The organism is Clostridium caldaquaticum (assembly GCF_023806125.1).
Lineage (GTDB): Bacteria > Bacillota > Clostridia > Clostridiales > Clostridiaceae > Clostridium_AT > Clostridium_AT caldaquaticum.
Map to the genome: position 1 here is coordinate 80936 of NZ_JAMSKT010000012.1, position 20080 is coordinate 101015.

At 35.4% G+C, this 20080-nt stretch carries 17 protein-coding genes; 15 read left to right on the top strand and 2 right to left on the bottom strand.

Annotation, left to right across the window (positions count from 1 at the left end):
- Positions 1-37 precede the first annotated feature (37 nt).
- Genes M2651_RS09395 through M2651_RS09430 form a run of 8 tightly spaced genes read left to right on the top strand, consistent with a single transcriptional unit; the run spans position 38 to position 8380 of the window.
- Positions 38-1003: a 3-hydroxyacyl-CoA dehydrogenase family protein gene (locus M2651_RS09395; protein ID WP_252132098.1), complete on the top strand. Its 966-nt coding sequence runs from the start codon at positions 38-40 to the stop codon at positions 1001-1003.
- 16 nt (positions 1004-1019) lie between these two features.
- Entirely contained in the window at positions 1020-1838 is an 819-nt protein-coding gene (locus tag M2651_RS09400) for a beta-keto acid cleavage family enzyme (protein ID WP_252132099.1), read from the top strand.
- A gap of 19 nt (positions 1839-1857) precedes the next feature.
- Entirely contained in the window at positions 1858-3027 is a 1170-nt protein-coding gene (locus tag M2651_RS09405) for a thiolase family protein (RefSeq protein ID WP_252132100.1), read from the top strand.
- Positions 3028-3042: 15 nt separating this feature from the next.
- Positions 3043-3699: a CoA transferase subunit A gene (locus M2651_RS09410; RefSeq protein WP_252132101.1), complete on the top strand. Its 657-nt coding sequence runs from the start codon at positions 3043-3045 to the stop codon at positions 3697-3699.
- Between the two features lie 3 nt (positions 3700-3702).
- Positions 3703-4341: a 3-oxoacid CoA-transferase subunit B gene (locus M2651_RS09415; protein WP_252132102.1), complete on the top strand. Its 639-nt coding sequence runs from the start codon at positions 3703-3705 to the stop codon at positions 4339-4341.
- A gap of 11 nt (positions 4342-4352) precedes the next feature.
- Positions 4353-5573, top strand: a complete 1221-nt coding sequence (locus tag M2651_RS09420) for an L-lactate MFS transporter (RefSeq protein WP_252132103.1) — start codon at positions 4353-4355, stop codon at positions 5571-5573.
- A gap of 24 nt (positions 5574-5597) precedes the next feature.
- Complete coding sequence (locus M2651_RS09425; RefSeq protein WP_252132104.1) at positions 5598-7115, top strand: FAD-dependent oxidoreductase; 1518 nt, start codon at positions 5598-5600, stop codon at positions 7113-7115.
- A 20-nt stretch (positions 7116-7135) separates the two neighbouring features.
- Entirely contained in the window at positions 7136-8380 is a 1245-nt protein-coding gene (locus M2651_RS09430; protein WP_252132105.1) for a M24 family metallopeptidase, read from the top strand.
- A gap of 38 nt (positions 8381-8418) precedes the next feature.
- On the opposite strand, the gene M2651_RS09435 is transcribed toward M2651_RS09430, so the two are convergent.
- Entirely contained in the window at positions 8419-9981 is a 1563-nt protein-coding gene (locus M2651_RS09435) for a sigma-54 interaction domain-containing protein (protein ID WP_252132106.1), read from the bottom strand.
- Positions 9982-10269: 288 nt separating this feature from the next.
- Between M2651_RS09435 and M2651_RS09440 the strand changes: the two genes are divergently transcribed.
- From M2651_RS09440 to M2651_RS09450, 3 genes are all read left to right on the top strand, one after another.
- Entirely contained in the window at positions 10270-12393 is a 2124-nt protein-coding gene (locus M2651_RS09440) for an FAD-dependent oxidoreductase (RefSeq protein ID WP_252132107.1), read from the top strand.
- A gap of 23 nt (positions 12394-12416) precedes the next feature.
- Positions 12417-13055, top strand: coding sequence for a DUF362 domain-containing protein (locus M2651_RS09445; RefSeq protein WP_252132108.1), 639 nt, complete (start codon positions 12417-12419; stop codon positions 13053-13055).
- A 75-nt stretch (positions 13056-13130) separates the two neighbouring features.
- A complete protein-coding gene (locus tag M2651_RS09450; RefSeq protein WP_252132109.1) occupies positions 13131-14054 on the top strand; it encodes a cyclase family protein in 924 nt (307 codons plus the stop codon).
- A gap of 60 nt (positions 14055-14114) precedes the next feature.
- Here the strand turns inward: M2651_RS09450 and M2651_RS09455 are convergent, their stop codons facing one another.
- Positions 14115-15668, bottom strand: coding sequence for a PucR family transcriptional regulator (locus M2651_RS09455; protein ID WP_252132110.1), 1554 nt, complete (start codon positions 15666-15668; stop codon positions 14115-14117).
- Between the two features lie 427 nt (positions 15669-16095).
- Here M2651_RS09455 and M2651_RS09460 point away from each other — a divergent pair, with 427 nt between their 5' ends.
- The 4 genes from M2651_RS09460 (at position 16096) to M2651_RS09475 (ending at position 19729) form a co-directional block, all read left to right on the top strand.
- Positions 16096-16740, top strand: coding sequence for a nuclear transport factor 2 family protein (locus tag M2651_RS09460; RefSeq protein ID WP_252132111.1), 645 nt, complete (start codon positions 16096-16098; stop codon positions 16738-16740).
- 31 nt (positions 16741-16771) lie between these two features.
- Complete coding sequence (locus M2651_RS09465; RefSeq protein ID WP_252132112.1) at positions 16772-17827, top strand: zinc-dependent alcohol dehydrogenase; 1056 nt, start codon at positions 16772-16774, stop codon at positions 17825-17827.
- Positions 17828-17922: 95 nt separating this feature from the next.
- Complete coding sequence (locus M2651_RS09470; protein WP_252132113.1) at positions 17923-18324, top strand: VOC family protein; 402 nt, start codon at positions 17923-17925, stop codon at positions 18322-18324.
- Between the two features lie 88 nt (positions 18325-18412).
- The gene (locus M2651_RS09475; RefSeq protein ID WP_252132114.1) at positions 18413-19729 is read left to right on the top strand and encodes an MFS transporter; all 1317 of its coding nucleotides are present in this window, start codon (positions 18413-18415) and stop codon (positions 19727-19729) included.
- Positions 19730-20080: the final 351 nt, after the last annotated feature.

Sequence of the window (20080 nt, forward strand, 5' to 3'; positions counted from 1 at the left end):
AAGCTAATAATTTAAAAAAGTGTAATGTGGGGGAAATATGAAAGCTGAAGATATTAAAAATATAGCATGTGTAGGAGCAGGGGTTATTGGCGCAGGCTGGGCAACTAACTTTGCAATGAAAGGGTATAGTGTAGCTGTCTTTGATATTAGCCCTGAAAGCTTAAAAAAAGCAGAAAGCATAATCGAAAAAAATCTGCAGTATCTTGCGGATAAGGATTTGATAAAAAAAGAAGATATTAAAGCTATTAAAAATAAAGTAAAGTACACAACAGATTTAAAAGAGGCAGTTGAAGATGCACAGTTTATTCAGGAAAGCGGTCCTGAAAGATATGATATTAAAGAGCAGATGCTGAAAGAAATAGAAAAATATACTTCAAAGGAAACTATAATAGCCAGCAGTACTTCGGGACTTCTTATAAGTGAAATTGCTAAAAATGCAGTTTATCCTGAAAGATGCATAGGGGGGCATCCTTACAATCCTCCTCATCTTATTCCTCTTGTTGAGATAACAAAAGGAGAGAAGTCAAGTGATGAAGCGGCAAAAACAGCTTATGACTTTTATGCTGCTTTAAATAAAGAACCGGTTATACTTCAGAAGGAAACTGTAGGATTTATTGCTAATAGGCTTCAGCTGGCACTTTACAGAGAAGCAATAGATCTTGTTGTCAGGGGAGTTTGTACAGTTGAGGATGTAGATAAGGCAACACTTTATGGACCAGGATTAAGGCTTGGTGTTATGGGGCCTAATCTTATATTTCATCTTGGCGCTGGAGAGCAAGGTATAAGAGGACTTTTGACCAGTCTACATGATTCCAGTGCAGCAAGGCTTAAAGATATGGCAAATTGGGTGGAAGAACCTGAAGGATGGCCGGATATAGCAGAAGAGGGGGTACTTAAGGAAATTGAAAATCGCCCTCAAGAAACTGGGAAAACAATACCAGAATTAATAAAATTTCGTGATGATATGTTAATTGAGCTGCTAAAGCTCCATAAAAAAATTTAGTCAGGAGGTACAATGAATGGATAAGGTAATTATAACAGCAGCTCTTACTGGCGCTTTGACTCCAAAGGAGAAGGTACCAAGCATTCCTCTTACTCCTGAAGAGATAGCAGAGGATGCTTTTAGGTGTTATAAGGCAGGAGCTGCGGTAGTACACCTTCATATGAGAGATGATGAAGGCTTAGGAACAATGGATAAAGAAAAATTTAAAAAGACTGTAGCACTTATAAAAGAAAAATGTGATTTGGTAATAAATCTGACAACCTCAGGTGATTCAAGAGCAACAGATGAAGAAAGAATGGCTCATCTTCCTGAAATAAAACCAGAGATGGCTTCTTTTGACGCAGGTTCATTTAACTGGATGCCTGGAGGAGTTTTCATGAACACACCAAAGTTTCTTGAAAAACTAGGAATGGTTATGCAGGAAAACAATATAAAGCCTGAGCTTGAGATTTTTGATTCAGGAATGATTCATATTACTGAGTATTATCTTAAGAAGGGTGTTTTAAAAGCACCGCTTCATTATCAGTTTGTGCTTGGTGTTTTAGGCGGAGCAGAGGCAACAGTTGAAAACTTAATTCATTTAAAAAGCAAAATTCCTGCTGATGCTACCTGGTCAGCTCTTGGAATAGGAAAAGACCATCTGCCCATTTTATATGCAGCAATTGCTTTAGGCGGACATGTACGGGTAGGCCTTGAAGACAATATTTATTATGCAAAGAATAGACTTGCTACAAATGAGGAATTAGTACAGAGAGCTGCAAGGCTTGTATATGAAGCAAATAAGAAGCCTGCAACTCCAGATGAAGCAAGAGAAATTCTTGGACTTAAAAAATAGTTTGAAAGGAATTTAAATTATGAGAGAAGCGGTTATAGTATCAGCAGCACGTACCGCTATAGGCAAGGCAAGGGGCACGCTTGCTCCAGTGCCTGCCCATGAGCTGGGAGCTATTGCAGTACGTGAGGCAGTAAAAAGAGCAAATATAGATCCAAATGAAATAGATGATGTAATTTTCGGCAATCTTATGGCAAATGAGGTAGCAAACATAGGAAGAGTAGTTGCACTGGGTGCGGGTCTTCCTTATTCTGTTCCAGGGCTTACTCTTGACAGGCAATGCGGCTCAGGGCTTAATGCTTTTGCCTATGCTTCAATATTAATTCAGGCTGGATATGCTGATGTGCTAGTTGCTGGGGGAGTTGAAAGCGACTCTAGAAGATGTTATGTAATGGAGAAGCCAACAACAGCTTATCAGGTAATGCCTCCGCAATGGGCAAAGATAAAATCTGCATATAAAGATGAAGATAATATTTCAATGGGACTTACTGCTGAAAATCTTGCAGAAAGATTTTCCATAAGCCGTGAGGAATGCGATAAGTTTGCGGAAGATAGTCATAAAAAGGCTGCAGCAGCATGGGAAAAAGGAGCATTTAACGAGCAGATAGTTCCTGTAGAAGTTAATATAGGGAAGGGAAAAACTATTCACTTTGTAAAAGATGAGGCTTTAAGACCAGACACTACTGTAGAAATTTTAAGCAAGCTGCCGCCTGTTTTTAAAGAAGGAGGAGTAGTTACAGCAGGTAACAGTTCACCTATGAGCGATGGAGCAGGTGCTGTTGTAGTTATGGAAAAATCAAAGGCAAAAGCTTTAGGACTTCCTATACTAGGAAAATTTAAGGGATATGCCTGCACAGGGCTGGATCCTAAGATAATGGGCTATGGGCCTGTATATGCCACTGAGAAACTTTTTAAAATTACTGGTATGAATATGAAGGATATTGACCTTATAGAGATGAATGAAGCTTTCGCAGCTCAATCTATTGCATGTATTCACGGTTTAGATATTGATACTGACAAGTTAAATGTTAATGGTGGTGCTATTGCTTTAGGTCATCCATTAGCTGGAACAGGTGCAATTTTATTAGCTAAAATGGTTTATGCACTTAAAGACAGGAATTTATCTACTGGTCTTATAACTTTCTGTGCCGGAGGAGGCATGGGTGTTTCTGTAATTATCGAAAGAGAATAGAGGTGATGTACTTATATGAATAAAGTAGTTAGTAAAGCTAAGATAATGGAGCAGTTTAAAGATGGTCAGAGAATAATGATTGGAGGGTTTGCCAATAGAGGAAATCCTGATAAAATTATAGACTTATTGGTTGAATCAAAAGTTAAAAATCTTACTATTATTGCTAATGATGCAGGCGACCCTGGTATAACTAATGGAAAGCTTGTTAGAAGCGGCCAGGTCAAGAAATATATATGTTCACATGTTGGAATGAATCCAGAGGCAGGAGAAGCAGCAAGCGAAGGAAAATTTGAACTTGAGTTAGTACCTCAAGGAACTCTGGCAGAGAGAATACGCTGCGGAGGTGCTGGTCTTGGCGGAGTGCTTGTTAAGACAGGAATAGGAACCCTTATAGAAGAAGGAAAGAGAAAAATAGAAGTAGATGGAGAAACTTATTTGCTTGAAACTCCTCTTAAAGCAGATATTTCACTTGTAAAAGCACATAAGGCTGATACAATGGGGAACTTAGTATACCGTGGAACATCAAGAAACTTCAATCCGCTGGTAGCCATGGCAGGAAAATTAGTTATTGTTGAGGCAGAAGAAATTGTTCCAGCAGGAAGCTTAAATCCAGATGAAATTATAACACCAGGTGTATTTGTTCATATGATTCTTGATAGCAGGGAGGTGTAGCTGATGAGTAATACAAAGGAGTTTATTGCTAAAAAAGTAGCGAAATATTTTAAAGCTGGGGATGTAGTTAACCTTGGAATTGGTATACCCACTTTGGTTGGAAACTATATTGAAGAAGGTGTGCTTCTTCATACAGAAAATGGTCTTTTAGGTTATGGAGGTTCACCAGAGCCTGGTAAGGAAGATGATGATTTTACAGGTGCTGGTGCTCAATATCTTACCTTAGTTGAAGGAGCCTCTACTTTTGACAGTGCAACAAGCTTTGCTATTGTAAGAGGAGGTCATCTGGCGGCTACAGTTCTTGGTGCCCTTGAAGTAGATGAGATGGGTAACATAGCTAATTGGAGCAGACCAGGGAAAATAGTCGGAATGGGCGGAGCAATGGATCTTGTTAATGGAGCAAGGCAGGTTATTGTTGCTATGGAGCATACAGCAAAAGGAAACCCAAAGATACTTAAAAAGTGTAAGCTTCCTCTAACCGGTGCAGGAGTGGTAACCAAAATTGTTACTGAGCTTTGTGTAATTGATGTAACTAAGGAAGGTCTTAAACTAAGTGAAATAGCAGAAGGTGTAACTATAGATGAAGTTATAGCTAAAACAGATGCTAAGCTAATAATTCCAGAAAATATTTCAATAATGTAGGATGTGACAAAATGAAATTTGAAAATAAAAGATGGATATATCTTATTGCTGCTATGGTTATAGCTGTATGTGCAGGAATAGGTTACTCCTGGAGCGTGTTTCAAAAGCCTCTTATAAAGATGTTTGGATGGAGTACAGGCAGAACTTCACTTACCTTTACTATTCAGGTATTTGTCTCTACAATGTCTCCAATGTTTATTGGAAAGCTTCAGGAAAAAATTACAACAAAATATTATATTATGATTGGTGCAGTACTTTATGGCGGCGGACTAATCCTTACAGGATTCGTAAACTCTCTTATTTATTTATATATAATTTTCGGAGTTATTGTCGGATTAGGAATAGGTATGCTTTATCCTTGCCTTATGGCTTATGGAGTAAAGCTCTTTCCAGATAAAAGAGGTTTGGTTTCAGGACTTTTAGCTGGAAGCTACGGAGCAGGTTCTGTAATATGGGCACCAACAGCAGCAAGAATTATGCAAAATCATAGTGTACTTACTGTATATAAAATCTTTGGTGTGCTGTTTTTCATAGCTATTATTATTTTGGCAGTTTTCTTAGGAGAGGTTCCTAAAAACTTCAGGCCAGAAATTAAAAAGACTAATGCTGTTTCTACGGTAGAAGATAAGACTTGGAAGGAGATGATAAAAACAAAGGAGTTTTACCTTATTGTTGCATTATTGACCATGGGAACTACCTCTGGACTTATGATAATGGGACATGCATCTTCAATTCTGCAGGAAATGCAGGGATTTTCACCAGAGAAAGCAGCTGTACTTATAGGTATTATATCAGTATTTAATGCCTGTGGAAGGCTTGCCTGGGGAACCTTGTCTGATAAAGCTGGAAGATATAAAACAATGATTATAATGTTTATGTTAGTTGGACTTTCAATGATTATTTTATCAACAGCAGGCGGTAGTTTGTTTATAGCAGCATTATTTGTTGTTGGTGCCTGCTATGGGGGATTTGCAGCTATGATTGCTCCAGTAGCAGCGGACAACTTTGGTATAAAAAACTTAAGCGTAAATTATGGATTTTTATATATAGCCTATGGATTTGCCGGAATACTTGGGCCGCAGCTTGCAGCAACAGCTAAAGATATGGGGGAAGGCTACGGTATTGCTTTTATAACTGTTGCTGTATTCAGTGCGATAGGTATTTTATTATGTTTATATTTATTAATGTCTAAACAAAAAAAGAAAAGCTCTATAATAAAAACAGTTCAATAAATAGTTTACTAGGAGGGAAATTATATGAAAAATATGGAAGCTGATGTAATAGTTGTAGGCGGAGGAGCCTCAGGTATTGCTGCAGCTGTTGCAGCGGCAGAAAAAGATGCAAGTGTCATAGTAATTGAAAAAGGCAGTACTTTAGGCGGTGCTGCTAATATGGGTATGGGTTTCTTTGCGGTTGAATCAAAGTATCAAAAGGCACAGATGGTTGACTTTACAAAAGAAGATGCCTTCAAGATGTTTATGGAATACACACACTGGAGAGTTGACGCAAGACTTGTAAGAAAGTATATAGAACAAAGTGCCAGCACTATTGAATGGATAGAGAGCATGGGGGTTGAATTTTTAAACAGCTATAAATATTTTGAAAAGTCTAAGCAGACCTGGCACGTTGTTAAGACCAAGGGAAGCAATGCACCAGCAGAAAGAGCAGCATCAAATATGTTTAAAGCATTAACTGACAGAGCTGAAGAATTAGGAGTAGAAATATGCTTTAAGACAAAAGCTAAAAAAATATTAATGGAAAACGGACATGTTACAGGAGTGTTAATTGAAAATGCTGATGGTGAAACTGCCGAAGCATTATGCAGCTGTGTTATTGTTGCAACAGGAGGCTTTGGAGATAACCCGGATATGATTAAGGAGAATATGGGCTATGAATGGGGTAAGGATTTGCACTCCTTTAGAATACCGGGAGTAGCAGGAGACGGTTTAAAAATGATGTGGGAGGTTGGAGGAGCAAAAACTCAGCCTAACATGGAACTTACCTATACTACTCCAGGTGTAACTGATGTATTTAAAACTATAAGTGAGACTATGAGACAGCCAAACCTTATGGTAAATTTAGATGGATTAAGATTTATAAACGAAGAAATAATGAATAACACTGTATATACAGGAAATGCAATATCAAGGCAGAGAGAAAGAGTTGCTTTCACTATAATTGATGACAGTATCATTGATGATTACAGAAAGAAGGGGCTTGATTATATTACTTTCCATCATAATATTAAAACTGTTGATAAGTGGGATCAGGAGGTTGAAACTTATCTATCAGGAAAAGAAACGGAAGCATCAGGTCTTAGCATTCTTCATAATGAGGAACAAAAGAAAACAAGAAACTTCTTTGCAGCAGATTCTCTGGAAGAATTATGTAATCAGACAGGAATTAACCTTGAAAATCTTAAAGCAACTATTAAAGAGTACAATGAGGGAGCAGGTTCTTATGATAACTTCTTCTTTAAAAATCATAAATATATGAGACCTATAAAAGGAAAGAAATATTATGCTGCAAGACATTTCCCTGCAGGTTATGGAAGTCTTGGAGGTATAAATGTAAATGATAAAATGGAAGTTTTAAACGAAAAAGGTTTCAAGATTCCAGGTCTTTATTCCTGTGGAACTGATGCCTGCAATATATTTGGTGACAGCTACTGTTTCCTTCTCCCTGGAAATACAATGGGCTTTGCTGTAAACAGCGGAAGAATGGCTGGTTATAATGCAGTAGATTATATTGATTCTGATGATTTTATTGAATAAAGAATTTATGGAGGTATATTATGTCTTTTGGAAAATTTGCAGTAGATTATGAGGAGCGTATAAATTTTGACAGACTTAGAAAGGAGCGTCTTGAAAGAGCACAAAAACAATTAGCTCAAGATGGTTTTGGAAGTATTATGACTTTTAGTGCTGATAATATACGCTACCTGACTTCCATTTATATAACTACACCGAATAGGCCAGGAGAATATCAGTTTGTATTTTGTCCTAGAAAAGGTGATCCTACCTTCCATGGCAGTCCTAACTTAGAGGAAGCAAATAAAAGAATGCCTTGGCTTAAGGGACGTGTAAGACCGAACCTTGGAAGCGGACCTGCAGCATCCGATTTAGGTGCAGATTCAGGTACTATACAAAGACAAGTAGATGCTGTAATTGAACTTATGGAGGAAGCAGGAGTAAGAGATGAGCCTATAGGAATAGATGGAACTGTACTTTCTGCGCATTATGTTGAAGCTTTTGCACGAAGAGGTATAACTTGTAAAATTGCTAAATCAACAATGGACAAAGCAAGAATGATTAAAACTGTAGACGAAATTTCAATTATGAGAATGGTTGCTGCAAATACAGAGTTTGCTTTTGCACCAATAGTTGAGGCTATCCGTCCTGGAGTTAGAGAGATGGATCTTGTTGGTATAGGAATAAAAGCTTTATATGAGCAGGGTTGCGACCATACAGAAGATCTTGTTTGTATGTCAGGCTACAATACAAATCCTTATAACTGGACTTTTACAGATAGACCAATACGTCCTGGAGATCTTGTTTATATCGACGTTGACGGAGCATCTTATTTAGGTTATAAGTCCTGCGTATATCGTACTTTCTGCTGTGGAAAGGCTACAGACAAACAAAAGGCAACCTATGATCAGGCTCTTGGATGGCTTAGAGATGCAATAGCTGCCTGTAAGCCAGGAAATACAAACTATGATATAGGAAGAGCTTTCCCACAGGATCCTGCTGTATGGGGGCATAAAGACTGGTCATCTATAGATCCATATTGTGTGGCACATGGTCTTGGGCTTTCACTTCATGACAGACCATTTGTAGCTAAAACTTATATGGACAACAAAGGACCAGAAGTTGAACTTCAGCCTGGTATGGTTTTAGCTGTTGAAACCTATGCAGGTATGAAGGGTGAGCGCGACGGTGTGCGTCTTGAAGAAATGGTATTAATTACAGAAAATGGTCCAGAAGTATTGTCAAAGTTTCCTATTGATAAGCTTATGGAATGCTGGCTTCCATATTAAAAAGTTTAAGACCTGCCAAAAGGCAGGTCTTAAACTTTTTAAGCACGTTCTTTGTTTAAAAGTCCGAAGGCCTGAGCTTTTCGAAAAACAGTGGACTGAGATATTCCAAGGGCTTTTGCAGCTTTATATGTACTTCCGTATTTTTTTAGTGCGTCTGCAATCAATTCCTTTTCAAAACTGTCTACAGCTCTGTTTAAGGAAGTAGAACCAACTGCAGGAAATGTTTTTATAGTATTACTATTAACAGGACTATTAATACTTAAAATTTCTTGAACATCCTGAGAAGTTATAGTATCCTCCATTGTTATAACAACAAGTCTTTCTATAACATTTTCAAGCTCTCTTACATTGCCTGGCCAATAATGATTCTCAAGAAAATAAAGAGCCTCTCTTTCAAATCTTTTATTTCTTCTATATTTTGTATTAAATTTGTCAAGAAAATACCAGGAAAGAATAGGGATATCATCTTTTCTTTCTCTTAGAGGAGGTATTTTTATAGGAACTACAAGCAGCCTGTAATAAAGGTCTGCACGGAATTTTCCCTCGTTAATAAGCTTTTGAAAATCCTGATTGGCTGCTGCAATTATTCTTACATTAAGCTTTATGCTTTTTGTACCACCTAAACGCATAATTTCCCTTTCCTGAAGTACTCTAAGAAGTTTTACTTGTATTGGAAGAGGAATTTCGCTGACTTCATCTAAAAGCAAGGTTCCGTTATTTGCTAGTTCAAACATACCTATTTTACCGTTGCTGAGTGCACCAGTGAAGGCACCTTTTTCATAGCCGAAAAGCTCTGATTCTATCAGGTTTTCAGGAAGGGCAGCACAGTTTACTCTAATGTAAGGCCCATTGCAGCGTTCACTTCGGGCATGAATTTCCCTTGCAACTACTTCTTTTCCTGTACCAGTTTCACCAGTAATTAAAACTGTTGCATCAGTTGTTGCAATATGCTGAATAAGATCCTTAAGCTTAAGCATGCTATAGCTTTCACCTATTATACTGCTGTTGTTTATCTGGTTAGTTTTAATTTTTTTCAGTTCTCTAAGATATCTTTCATTTTGTTCAGAGGCTTGTTCAAGATTGCGGCGAAGATTAGTAAGCTCAGTCATATCCCTTAAAATAGACAAGGCTCCTTTTATATTGCCTTCTTCATCAAATATTGGATGAGCGGTAATAAGAAAGGTTTTGTCTCCAGTTCTGTTGCTGCTTAAAGCAGTAACTTTTCTTTTTTCTTTAATAGCTTTAGGAGTTATCGATACGCTTATGAGCTTTTTTTTCAGAAGGTCTTCTGTTTTTTGTCCGATAACCTCTTCCTCTGTAAGACCAGTAAGTTTTTTATAGCTATCATTAATAGAAACAACGCGGCTTTCTAAATCAACAAGACAAACTCCATCAAGAAGAATGTCTCCCATCATATAGAGACTTATATGAGATGCACTTTCAAGTTCAAGTTTATGAAGTCTGGATTTAAGTTTATTTATTAATGCATCATAGGCATTTATTATTTTTAATACGTTTTCATCAGGAATAAAATCTTTAAGGGTATTTAATTCTTCATCTATTTCAATAAGTTCAGGGTTAGGTATATATTTATTATTCAATATAACAACGCCTCCAATCTGATGTATTGACTAAATTTTAACATAAGTTCTATATATATTCAATCCAATAGTGAATTATTCAATCCAGAGGTGAATTATAATTGATGTTTATTTTAATAAGCAGAAAGTTTAAGAAAGGTGAAAGTATTACTAAATACTATGGTTTAGCCATTTGCAAACAAAATAAAAAATGAAGAAAAAGTTTTAAATGTTGGCATTGAATTTGCTTTTAAATTTTACGTAAGAGTTTTGCAATGTTTTAACAAATATAATCTAAGGAGTTTTTATATGCAAAAGGTAGTAGTAACAATTAACGGTCTTCAAGTGGAGGCACTTCAAGGTCAAACAATATTAGAGGCTGCTTTAAAAGCAGATATATATATTCCTCACCTGTGCTTTCATCCTGATTTAAAGCCGCAGGGAGGCTGTAAGCTTTGTGTAGTTGAAATTGATGGTGTAGATGGAGCAGTTACATCCTGCAATACTGAGGTTAAGAATGGAATGGTTATCAGGACAAAAACTGATAAGTTAAGTCACTTAAGGACAGTGGCTATGGAACTTATGCTAGCTTCACATCCTGCAGACTGTACATCATGTCCGGTATATTTAAATTGTGAGCTTCAGGCTATGCTTCAGTATTTAGGTGTAGCTCATTCTAGATTAAGAAGAATTGAAAAGAAAAATATAAAAATTAATGCAAGCAACCCATTAATAGTTAGGGATATGGAAAGATGTATTCAATGCGGAAGATGCATCAGGGCATGTTCTGATATAAGAGGAGTAGGCATATTACAATACAACAAAAATAATGGTGAAGTATACGTTGGTACAGAAAAAGATTTACCTTTAAAGGAAGCTGACTGCAGGTTTTGCGGTGCCTGTGTTGAAGTATGTCCTACAGGTGCTTTAAGAGATGAAGAAGGGGTATTTAGAAAGGATATTCCAAGAGAACAGGCTCTTATACCTTGCAAAGCGGAGTGTCCAGCGCATACCGATATTCCAACTTATGTTCGTCTTGTTTCAGAAGGCAAATATAGTGATGCAGTAGCTGTAATAAGAGAGAAACTGCCTTTTCCAGGTTCTCTTGGGTATGTATGCAATCATAAATGCGAATCAGCTTGTAAACGTACAAAGTTAAATGAGCCAATATCAATACGCAATCTAAAGCGTTACGCTGTAGAACATGATACTATTGAAGTCTGGAAGGAAAAAGCAATGCGCACACTTCCTGATACAGGTAAAAAAGTAGCAGTAGTAGGTGCAGGTCCGTCAGGAATGACTGCAGCATTATATTTAAGAAAAAAAGGACATGCTGTTACTATATTTGAAAAGCTTCCTTTAGCTGGAGGTATGCTGTCAGTAGGTATACCTGAATATAGGCTGCCACGGGAAATAGTAAAAAAAGAAATAGATTTTATAAAAGCTGTTGGAGTAGAAATATTTACAAATACAGAGATAAAATCAGTAGAAGAATTAACTGGACAAGGATTTGATGCAGTTCTTATTGCTATTGGTGCACATAAGGGACGTAAATTTTTTACTGAAGGCATTTGTTCTTTAAGAGTTTATACTGCTGTTGATTTTTTAAGAAAGGTGAGCTTAAAGGAGAGAATAGACCTTGGAGAGAAAGTTGCTGTAATTGGTGGAGGAAATGTAGCCTTTGATTGTGCAAGAACAGCTGTAAGACTTGGAGTTAAAGAAGTAAATGTTATATGTCTTGAGTCTAGACAGGCTATGCTGGCTGATCAGGAGGAAATATACCAAGGGGAAGAGGAAGGAGTATTGATTCAAAATTCAAAATCTACTTTAAAAATTGAAGGAACAAGTGAACATATTCAAGGAGTAAGACACATCGATGTTAAAAACTTCTCTTTTGATGTTGAAGGAAAACTTATAATTGAAGCTGTAGATGGCTCTGAAAGCATTACAGAGGCAGATACTGTAATATTTGCTGCAGGACAGTATCCAGATATTGATGAAAACTTTGGTATAGAACTTAACAGAGGAAACCTTATAACTGTTAAGGGAGAAACGATGGAAACAAGCAAAAAAGGAGTATTTGCTGCTGGTGATGCTGTATATGGTACCAAGTCCGTAATTGAGGCAATTGCAAGCGGAAGAAAGGCAGCGGAATCAATTGATTTATTCCTTGGAGGCAATGGTGATATAAGTGAAGTATTATATGAACGTGAAAAAGTTGATGGAAATATAGGAAAGAGAATAGGTTTTGGTGATTTAAAGCGTGAAGAAACAGCAATAACTCCGGTACAGGAAAGGAAAAACTGTTTCTTAAAGATAGATTCAGGATTTGATGAGATTAAGGCTAAGTGTGAGGCAGGACGCTGTCTTCAGTGTGATTTGAGAACTGATATATCAAAGGTGAAGTTCTGGGGAGATTATAAATTTAAATAAATAAGTAAAGGTAGTGGACTTAAATGAAAATAAGTTGTGAAAAAACAGCTGGAATAATACCAGTAATAGAAGAGATAGATAAAGAAGATTTCTGTGTGGTTGAATGGTGTGAGAAAATATTCGATAAGGCAAGAAAAGAATCTTGCGGTAAATGTGTATTATGTCGTGAAGGTACTACACAGATTTATAAAATTATTAATGATGCTGCTCAGGGAAGAGGAGAAGCAGAGGATATTGAGCTTCTTAAAGAACTTTCAGAGGCAGTTAAAGAAAATAGCAGTTGTGAGCTTGCTCGTACAGCTGCAGACAAATTGCTTTTAACTTTAGAAGAGCAAGAAGAGGAGTGGGAAATGCACATTAAGAGAAAAAGATGTTCTTCTCTTGTTTGCAAAAAATATATTACAATTCATGTTCTTCCTGAAAAGTGTCAAGGCTGTGGAGAATGCAAAGAGGTTTGTCCTGAAAATGCCATAGCAGGAAGCATTGGTATGATACATGTTGTTTCAGAGGAAAAATGCAGCCGCTGCTTAGAATGTATTAAAGCTTGTAAATATGAAGCAATACAAAAGGCTGGAGCAGTAAAGCCAAAAACTCCGGAGGCACCTGTTCCTGTGGGCAGCTTTGAAGAAGTTAAAGGAAGACGCAGAAGACGCGGTGTTTAGTACAATTACTTGTTTTTATTAAGCTATATATTTCATATGTGAAGTATAAATAAATAAAATTTAGGAGGAAAAAATATGTTTGAATATCCTTTACCAATGGAGAAAATGCCATATAAAGATGATACCTATGGCACACCTTTATTAGATTACTCAACTCCTGAGAAGAATCTTCCAGGTAAGTGGTCAATTAACAGTGATATGGTTATGGTTGATTTATCCCATCCATGGGGAAATGATCAGCCCACATGGCCTGCAGGAGCACAGCCGTATACTACTCCTGTGCAATATATGTCCAAGTTTAATCGCAGAACTCAGCTTATGTATGGTTTTCCACAGCATGTTTCAACGCACTACGATGCTCCTTCTCATGTATGTCAGGAGAGTCCTTTTACAGATGAAGTTGCACTGGAAAAGTTTATTGCTCCAGCGGTTGTTTGGAGCGTTGAGTGTACGCCAATGCAGACTATTACAGTAGAAATGCTTGAAAAATGTGAACCCAAACTTCAACCTGGAGATTTTGCAATAATAGTAACCGGTTGGCATCGCTTATACAGCGATTCCGATAGATACTTCCTGTGGAGCCCAGGTCTTTCTGAAGAAGCTGCAGAATGGCTTGTACAGCAAGGTGCATCAGGTTTTGGTATTGATTGTCAGGCTCTTGATCATCCTTGTGCTACTTACATGGCTCAGCACGGTCCTGGACCTTTAGTTCCACGTGTAATTGATTTGTATGAAAATACATTTTTCCCTGGACGCAAAGCTAAGGAAGACCATCCAAAGTGGGAGCCTGTTCATGAGGTGTTTTTAAAGCGTAATATTCCTGCCTGGGAAAACGTAGGAGGAGATGTAGATAAAGTTCTTGGAAAGCGCTGCGTAATTTGTGCCTTTCCAACCCGCTGGCATAAAGGCGACGGTTCTATTGTACGTATGGTAGCCTTTATTGATAAGAAAGATCTTAACGATGTTCCAACAAGAACATATAAATATGGTACTTATTAGTTTCTAAAATAAAATTAGGATTTAGCAAAACTATTTTATATAGTTTTGCTAAACCAGATTTTATAATATTGAATCTATTTCACCAAGAAATTCTAATACTTTATAGGAATAATAGAATTTTTGAATTAGATTTCCCTCATTTAGCTCTATATTTAAGATATTCTGTATTTTTTCAATACGAAATCTCATAGTGTTGTGATGAATAAAAAGCTTTTTTGCAGAAAGGGAAATATCCAGTCCGCAATCTAAGTATGTATATAAACTTTGAGTATATTTTGTATTATTTTTCTTATCGTATTCAATAAGATTTAAAACAGCTGAATGACATAAATCTTTAAGATCAATAGTATTCATGCACAGTTTGAAAGTATGATAAATGGCATATTCTTCATAAGGGAATAAGAAACACTTTCTTTTTAAATATACTCCACATTCAATTGCAGTCAGGCATTGAGCATAGTATTTTCGAATATATGCAAGGTCGTTAAAAGGGCGGCTAAGGCCGCATCTTAGCATATTTTTTTCAGAAAATACCTCGATTTTATGCATAATTTCCTTGGATAAGATTTCGCCTTTATTATGTTCAATAATCATAACTATATGGTCATTGAATATAGCAGATTTACCAGTTACTATCATTGAATCAAGAGTATTTTTAATATAGGTAAAAGGTGTATTGGCAGTATCTTCTTTATCAGAAACAAAAGTAAGTAAATGTAAATTTTTTTTTGGATCCCAGCCTATTGTTCGTATTTTTTCTTCTATAACTAATGGATCTGTAATCTCATTATTTAATAAGCCAACAATCAAATGTTCATGCATTCTGCCTTTAGTATTCTGGTAAAACTTATTCTTATTAAGTTCTGAAGATATAATGTCGCTTAAAAATAATGCCAGTTCAAAATCTGAAGATAAAAAAGGTCTTTTGCATTCGTTTATGGCAAGATGTCCTATAATTTTACCATCAATTATGATATTGGACATAAGTAACCGGTTTTTATAAAATGGAGGATGAAGAATTAACGGGCCTTCGCTTTTAAAAACTTTTTCGATATATTTTCCGGATTTTAGCTGTACAATGTTTTTATATGAGTTGTATCCGCACTTTATATGCTCATTCCATTCAGGATCATCAACTTCCCCATCATTAGTATAAGCAAGCAAAGAGAAGCTAGTGTCAATTACCTGAATTGAATTATGTAAAAGTTCTTGTCCAATATTTAGTATGTAGGTAAGTCCTTTATCTTTAAATAAGGCTTCTAATAGATTTGTAAACCAATTAACATATAAAGTAATGATATCCTGAACTTTGTTAAATATTTTTAGTATATTATCATTACTATTAATAAAAATTATATTTCCTTTAATGTGGCTCAGGTCAGTTGTTTCGCAAGGTTTTTCACAAACAATTAAAAGGTTTGCAAAAGACGGCTTATTAATTATGTCTTTAAAATCACAATATTTTCCTACATATAAAAAATCGGGTTCAAATGTAGTCTGATCTGCTTCCAGCAATCTTACAGATTTGATAGTAGTGTAATTTATATTTTCTTTTAAGCTAGTAATATTATAATCATTGAGTTTTTCAACTATCATTGAAATGCTTATATTCATAGCAGATACTCCTTTTAATTTATATGTTATTGTAAAAAGTTATCAAAATTAATTCCATTTTTTACATTTTGCATAATGATATAAAATTAGATTTATGTTAAATTAAAGTCACAAAACGTTTTCTGAAGTATTTAAAAATTTTAATACTATGAGTTTAGTGTACCATGAAAATTTACTATTTGACAATGATTTACTAACATATCAAGCAAAAATATACTTTCAAATAATGGAAAACGTTGATGTTTTATATTTATTAAGATTTTACAGGGAGGGGGGATATTTTTAATATAGATTATATTGTAATTATCTAACAAATTTTACAGTATAATTTGAATTTTTCACAATGACTTTAATGTGTTTAAATGCTAAAATTTATACAAAACGTTTACAGAAATAATTATTCATTCAATCAAATGGGAGGATTATTATGGATCAGAAAACTTTTGAATTAATAACTTTAAAAAATGATGCTTATAGAAAAATTCAAAATGTGATGGGAACTTATGCTTTTATGCTTACAGCAGCAAAATATGATGATATTTGTGAATTGTTTACAAAAAAACAAAGTGATGTAAGAGTGGAAATGAACTGGGGAGTATATGACGGATATGAAGGAGTAAAAAGATGTTATTCTAACTATCATAAAAATGAAGTAACAGGGCCTGGGGTTATGGCAGTTCATGCATTATCTACTCCAGTAATTGAAATTGCTGATGATTTAAAAACTGCCAAAGCTGTCTGGATATCACCAGGGCATATAACAGGAGGAATGTTTTCAAAAGATAAAGCTGTAAAAGCTCATTGGGCATGGATGAGATATGGCTGTGATTTCATCAATGAAGATGGAGATTGGAAAATATGGCATCTTCATGTTTATGGAATGTTTATGACTCCATTTGATAAAAGCTGGGTAGAAATAGGTGATGCTCATGAAATGGAACCATTCCCGCCTGAATATGCACCAGACAGACCGCCTACATATTCATGGGCATATAGTCCTGAAAGAGTAACAGAATATGTTCCAGCACCTCCAAAGCCATATGCAACCTTTGATTTTTCTGAGGCATTTTAGCAAACTAATAAAAGATTAAGGGGGATTTTCAATGAAAGCAGTAAAATATCATGGTGTAAAAAATATGGAACTTATTGATATTCCAAAACCACAGATAAATGAAAATGAAGTATTAGTTAAAATTATGTATTGCGGTATATGTGGAACTGATATACATGCATACTCAATGGAAGGTATGTTTGATTGGGAACTTGTTCCAGGACATGAAGCTGTAGGTATTGTAGAAGAAGTAGGGAAAAATGTTGACTGTGTTAAACCAGGGGATCGTGTAGCTGTAGGGCCTCCTGGAGATTGCGGAAATTGCTACTCTTGTAATACAGGTCATCCTAATACGTGTGTAAATGCTTTTTTCAATACATTAGGTATTGGACCTGATACACAGGGAGCATATGCAGAATATATTGTATCTAAATTTCCTAAAAATGAGCTTTTCTTAATTCCAGATGGTGTTTCAATGGAACAGGCAGTTTTGTTTGATTTAGTTGGTGTAGGATTTCATGCAGTTAGAAGATCTGATATGAGGCTTGGAGATTGTGTTGTAGTATCTGGCTGCGGTTCTGTTGGACTAGCGGTTATACAGTCAGCTAAATTAGCTGGTGCTTCTACATTAATAGCATTTGATCCGCTTGCGTCAAAGAGAGAACTAGCTTTAAAAAGCGGTGCTGATTATGTGTTTGATCCAAATGATCCATCAAGCATTGAAAAAGCAAAAGGTCTTCTTAAACAGGCAAACGGTGCTCAGGTATGTTTTGAGGCTGCAGGAAATCCATATTCAATAGACACCTGCATATCTTTATGTATGCCAAGTGGACAAATTATGTTAATTGGAAACGATGGACGTCCATATCAGCTGGTTACTGCAGCATTAGGACCTCATCAATATGATTTAAAGTTTACCTTTACTTATACAAAGGAAGAAATAACTATGTTATTTGATATGATAAAAACTGGTAAATTTGATCTTTCAGCTTATACAACTTTAAAAGCACCATTAGAGGATGCTGTTAGTATGCTGGATAAATTGGCAGCTGGCGAAATAGATGCAGCGCGTGTACTATTGATGCCAAACTTAGACTTAATTAAGTAATTAATGTCTGCATACTTGAAACAATTAATATTAAAAGTTAAGTTGTTTCAGGTGTGCAGGTGTTATATTAAATTTTAAAGAAAGGAGGGAAAATCATGGGGAAAATTTATAAACCATTACACGTTGGTATTAGTGTGTACAATATGGATGAAGCTATTAAGTGGTATGAAAAAAATCTAGATTTTAAAGTTATCAAGGATGACTATATACCGCCGATTAAAGCACGTATTGTTTTTATAAAAAATGGGGATTTTGAAATTGAACTGTTTCAATATGACAAGCCAAAATCACTGCCAGAAGATCGGTTGTTTCCAAATATTGATTTGCAGACCGTTGGAACTAAACATGTAGCATTTTTGACAGATGATATGAAAGCGCTTAAAGAAAAATTAATAGCAAATGGAGTAGATATTGCTCACGAGGTAATAATGGAAGGAAATCCTGTTATGTTCATAAGGGATAATTCGGGTGTTTTAATTGAATTTATACAAAAATAATATTAATGGACTTTTAAATAATCATCTTAATCATCAGTTTAGAAAACGTTTTAATAAAAATAATATATTTTTAAGGAGGAAAATTTAAATGTTTGAAAATAAAAAATTTGCAAAGTATTCCATTATATTTATGATACTTGGTGTGGTATACATGTTCTTTTACTCAGGTCTTATGAACGATCATATCAATATTTTAACGCCATATATGAAAGCAACTTACGGCTGGGATGATTTAAAGGTTACAAATCCTGTTACTTATGGAAGTACATTTACTATAATATTTTATTTAATCTGTGGTACTGCATTAGTTAAGTTTGGGGTAAAAAAATTCATGATTCCCTGTACTGTTGTTTTAGGTTTAGCCTGTATGGGGTTAGCAGTTGCAGGTGATAACTATGCACTTTATACTGTAAGTCTATTTTTAGTACGTGTTTTAGTTGTACCCCTTCAGATGGGTGGTTTTATGCTATGCAGCAACTGGTTTATTAAATATCGTGGACGTGTTATGGGGGTAATTACTGCAGGAAGTCCATTATTCTCTGTTGTTGGTGTTTCTGTTTTAACAAAGCTTGCAAATAGCATTGGAATTAAAGCTTCTTATACTACAATGGGTATAATTATAATAATAACAGCTCTTTTAACAGCAGTATTTATGAAAGATACCCCTGAAGAAGCTGGGCTTTTCCCAGATGGTGCAGATAAAGCTCCTGTTTCAGAAGTAGATGACAGCGAAACAGTTACTTTTAAAGAGATTATTACAGATAAACGAGCTTGGCAGCTTATTATTTCCTATGGTATATTACAATTTGTTATTACAGCAATGATGGCTTATATGGCTGTACGTTACATCTCCTTAAGTGGTCCTAATGATGTTCCAAATCTATTTGTATCAAAAGGTCTTTTATATTTATCCATCGGTGCTATTGCGGGAATTCCTATGAGTTATGTTCTTGGAGTATTTGATGATAAATGGGGTTCAATAAAGGCTTCTTTATTATTAACTGTATTGTATTTATTTGCAGTTATTCCGCTGGCAATTATGCCTGTAGGCGGAAATTCAGTATTAATGCTTACCTGGGCCTTTGGTGTTGCCTGCATGACTGGAGGTGTGCCTACAATGCATCCTTGCGTAACTTCATATGTTTATGGACGTAAAAAATATCAGGCTGCTAACAGATGGATTATGACTCTTCAAGCTATCCCATTAGCTTTTGCAGTTTCTTATATGGCAGCAATGAACCAGGCAGGAAAGCTAACACAAGCTTATTATGGATTGCTTATAATGTTAGCAGTTGCATTTATTACACTTCTTACAATGCTTAATGTTCCAGATGCAAATGCTGCAGACCGTGAATATGGCAGTAATAAGAAAGTTTCTTACAATACTGATAGTAAACAAGTTTAAAAAATAATTCAAATATGTATTAATTTAAATCAAAAATGTATCGTTGCAAAAAGCACTTAATTGTGCTTTTTGCTTTTTACAGCATTTTTAATTTAATTATGTATTAAGAATGCATTAATAAGTAAAGTGAATAATATTAAGCTAAAAAACAAATTGCCTTATTTCAATGCTTTGCAGCTTATTTTTAATTAAATGCATGAATATATTAATTGGCATAAATTTTGCATTATATATTGTTTTGGAAAGGTTTTAAAAATATAAAATTGGAGGAGTAATATGTATAAAATAGTAGACAAAAGAATATTAGCACCAAATATTTATCTTATGGATGTAGAAGCACCAAGGTTAGCA

What these genes read in the sequence shown, in the direction of transcription:
- M2651_RS09430 (WP_252132105.1), top strand. Translation starts at nt 7,136, where the DNA reads ATGTCTTTTGGAAAATTTGCAGTAGATTATGAGGAGCGTATAAATTTT.
- M2651_RS09425 (WP_252132104.1), top strand. Translation starts at nt 5,598, where the DNA reads ATGAAAAATATGGAAGCTGATGTAATAGTTGTAGGCGGAGGAGCCTCA.
- M2651_RS09405 (WP_252132100.1), top strand. Translation starts at nt 1,858, where the DNA reads ATGAGAGAAGCGGTTATAGTATCAGCAGCACGTACCGCTATAGGCAAG.
- M2651_RS09450 (WP_252132109.1), top strand. Translation starts at nt 13,131, where the DNA reads ATGTTTGAATATCCTTTACCAATGGAGAAAATGCCATATAAAGATGAT.
- M2651_RS09470 (WP_252132113.1), top strand. Translation starts at nt 17,923, where the DNA reads ATGGGGAAAATTTATAAACCATTACACGTTGGTATTAGTGTGTACAAT.
- M2651_RS09415 (WP_252132102.1), top strand. Translation starts at nt 3,703, where the DNA reads ATGAGTAATACAAAGGAGTTTATTGCTAAAAAAGTAGCGAAATATTTT.
- M2651_RS09420 (WP_252132103.1), top strand. Translation starts at nt 4,353, where the DNA reads ATGAAATTTGAAAATAAAAGATGGATATATCTTATTGCTGCTATGGTT.
- M2651_RS09395 (WP_252132098.1), top strand. Translation starts at nt 38, where the DNA reads ATGAAAGCTGAAGATATTAAAAATATAGCATGTGTAGGAGCAGGGGTT.
- M2651_RS09445 (WP_252132108.1), top strand. Translation starts at nt 12,417, where the DNA reads ATGAAAATAAGTTGTGAAAAAACAGCTGGAATAATACCAGTAATAGAA.
- M2651_RS09455 (WP_252132110.1), bottom strand. Translation starts at nt 15,668, where the DNA reads ATGAATATAAGCATTTCAATGATAGTTGAAAAACTCAATGATTATAAT.
- M2651_RS09465 (WP_252132112.1), top strand. Translation starts at nt 16,772, where the DNA reads ATGAAAGCAGTAAAATATCATGGTGTAAAAAATATGGAACTTATTGAT.
- M2651_RS09460 (WP_252132111.1), top strand. Translation starts at nt 16,096, where the DNA reads ATGGATCAGAAAACTTTTGAATTAATAACTTTAAAAAATGATGCTTAT.
- M2651_RS09440 (WP_252132107.1), top strand. Translation starts at nt 10,270, where the DNA reads ATGCAAAAGGTAGTAGTAACAATTAACGGTCTTCAAGTGGAGGCACTT.
- M2651_RS09475 (WP_252132114.1), top strand. Translation starts at nt 18,413, where the DNA reads ATGTTTGAAAATAAAAAATTTGCAAAGTATTCCATTATATTTATGATA.
- M2651_RS09410 (WP_252132101.1), top strand. Translation starts at nt 3,043, where the DNA reads ATGAATAAAGTAGTTAGTAAAGCTAAGATAATGGAGCAGTTTAAAGAT.
- M2651_RS09400 (WP_252132099.1), top strand. Translation starts at nt 1,020, where the DNA reads ATGGATAAGGTAATTATAACAGCAGCTCTTACTGGCGCTTTGACTCCA.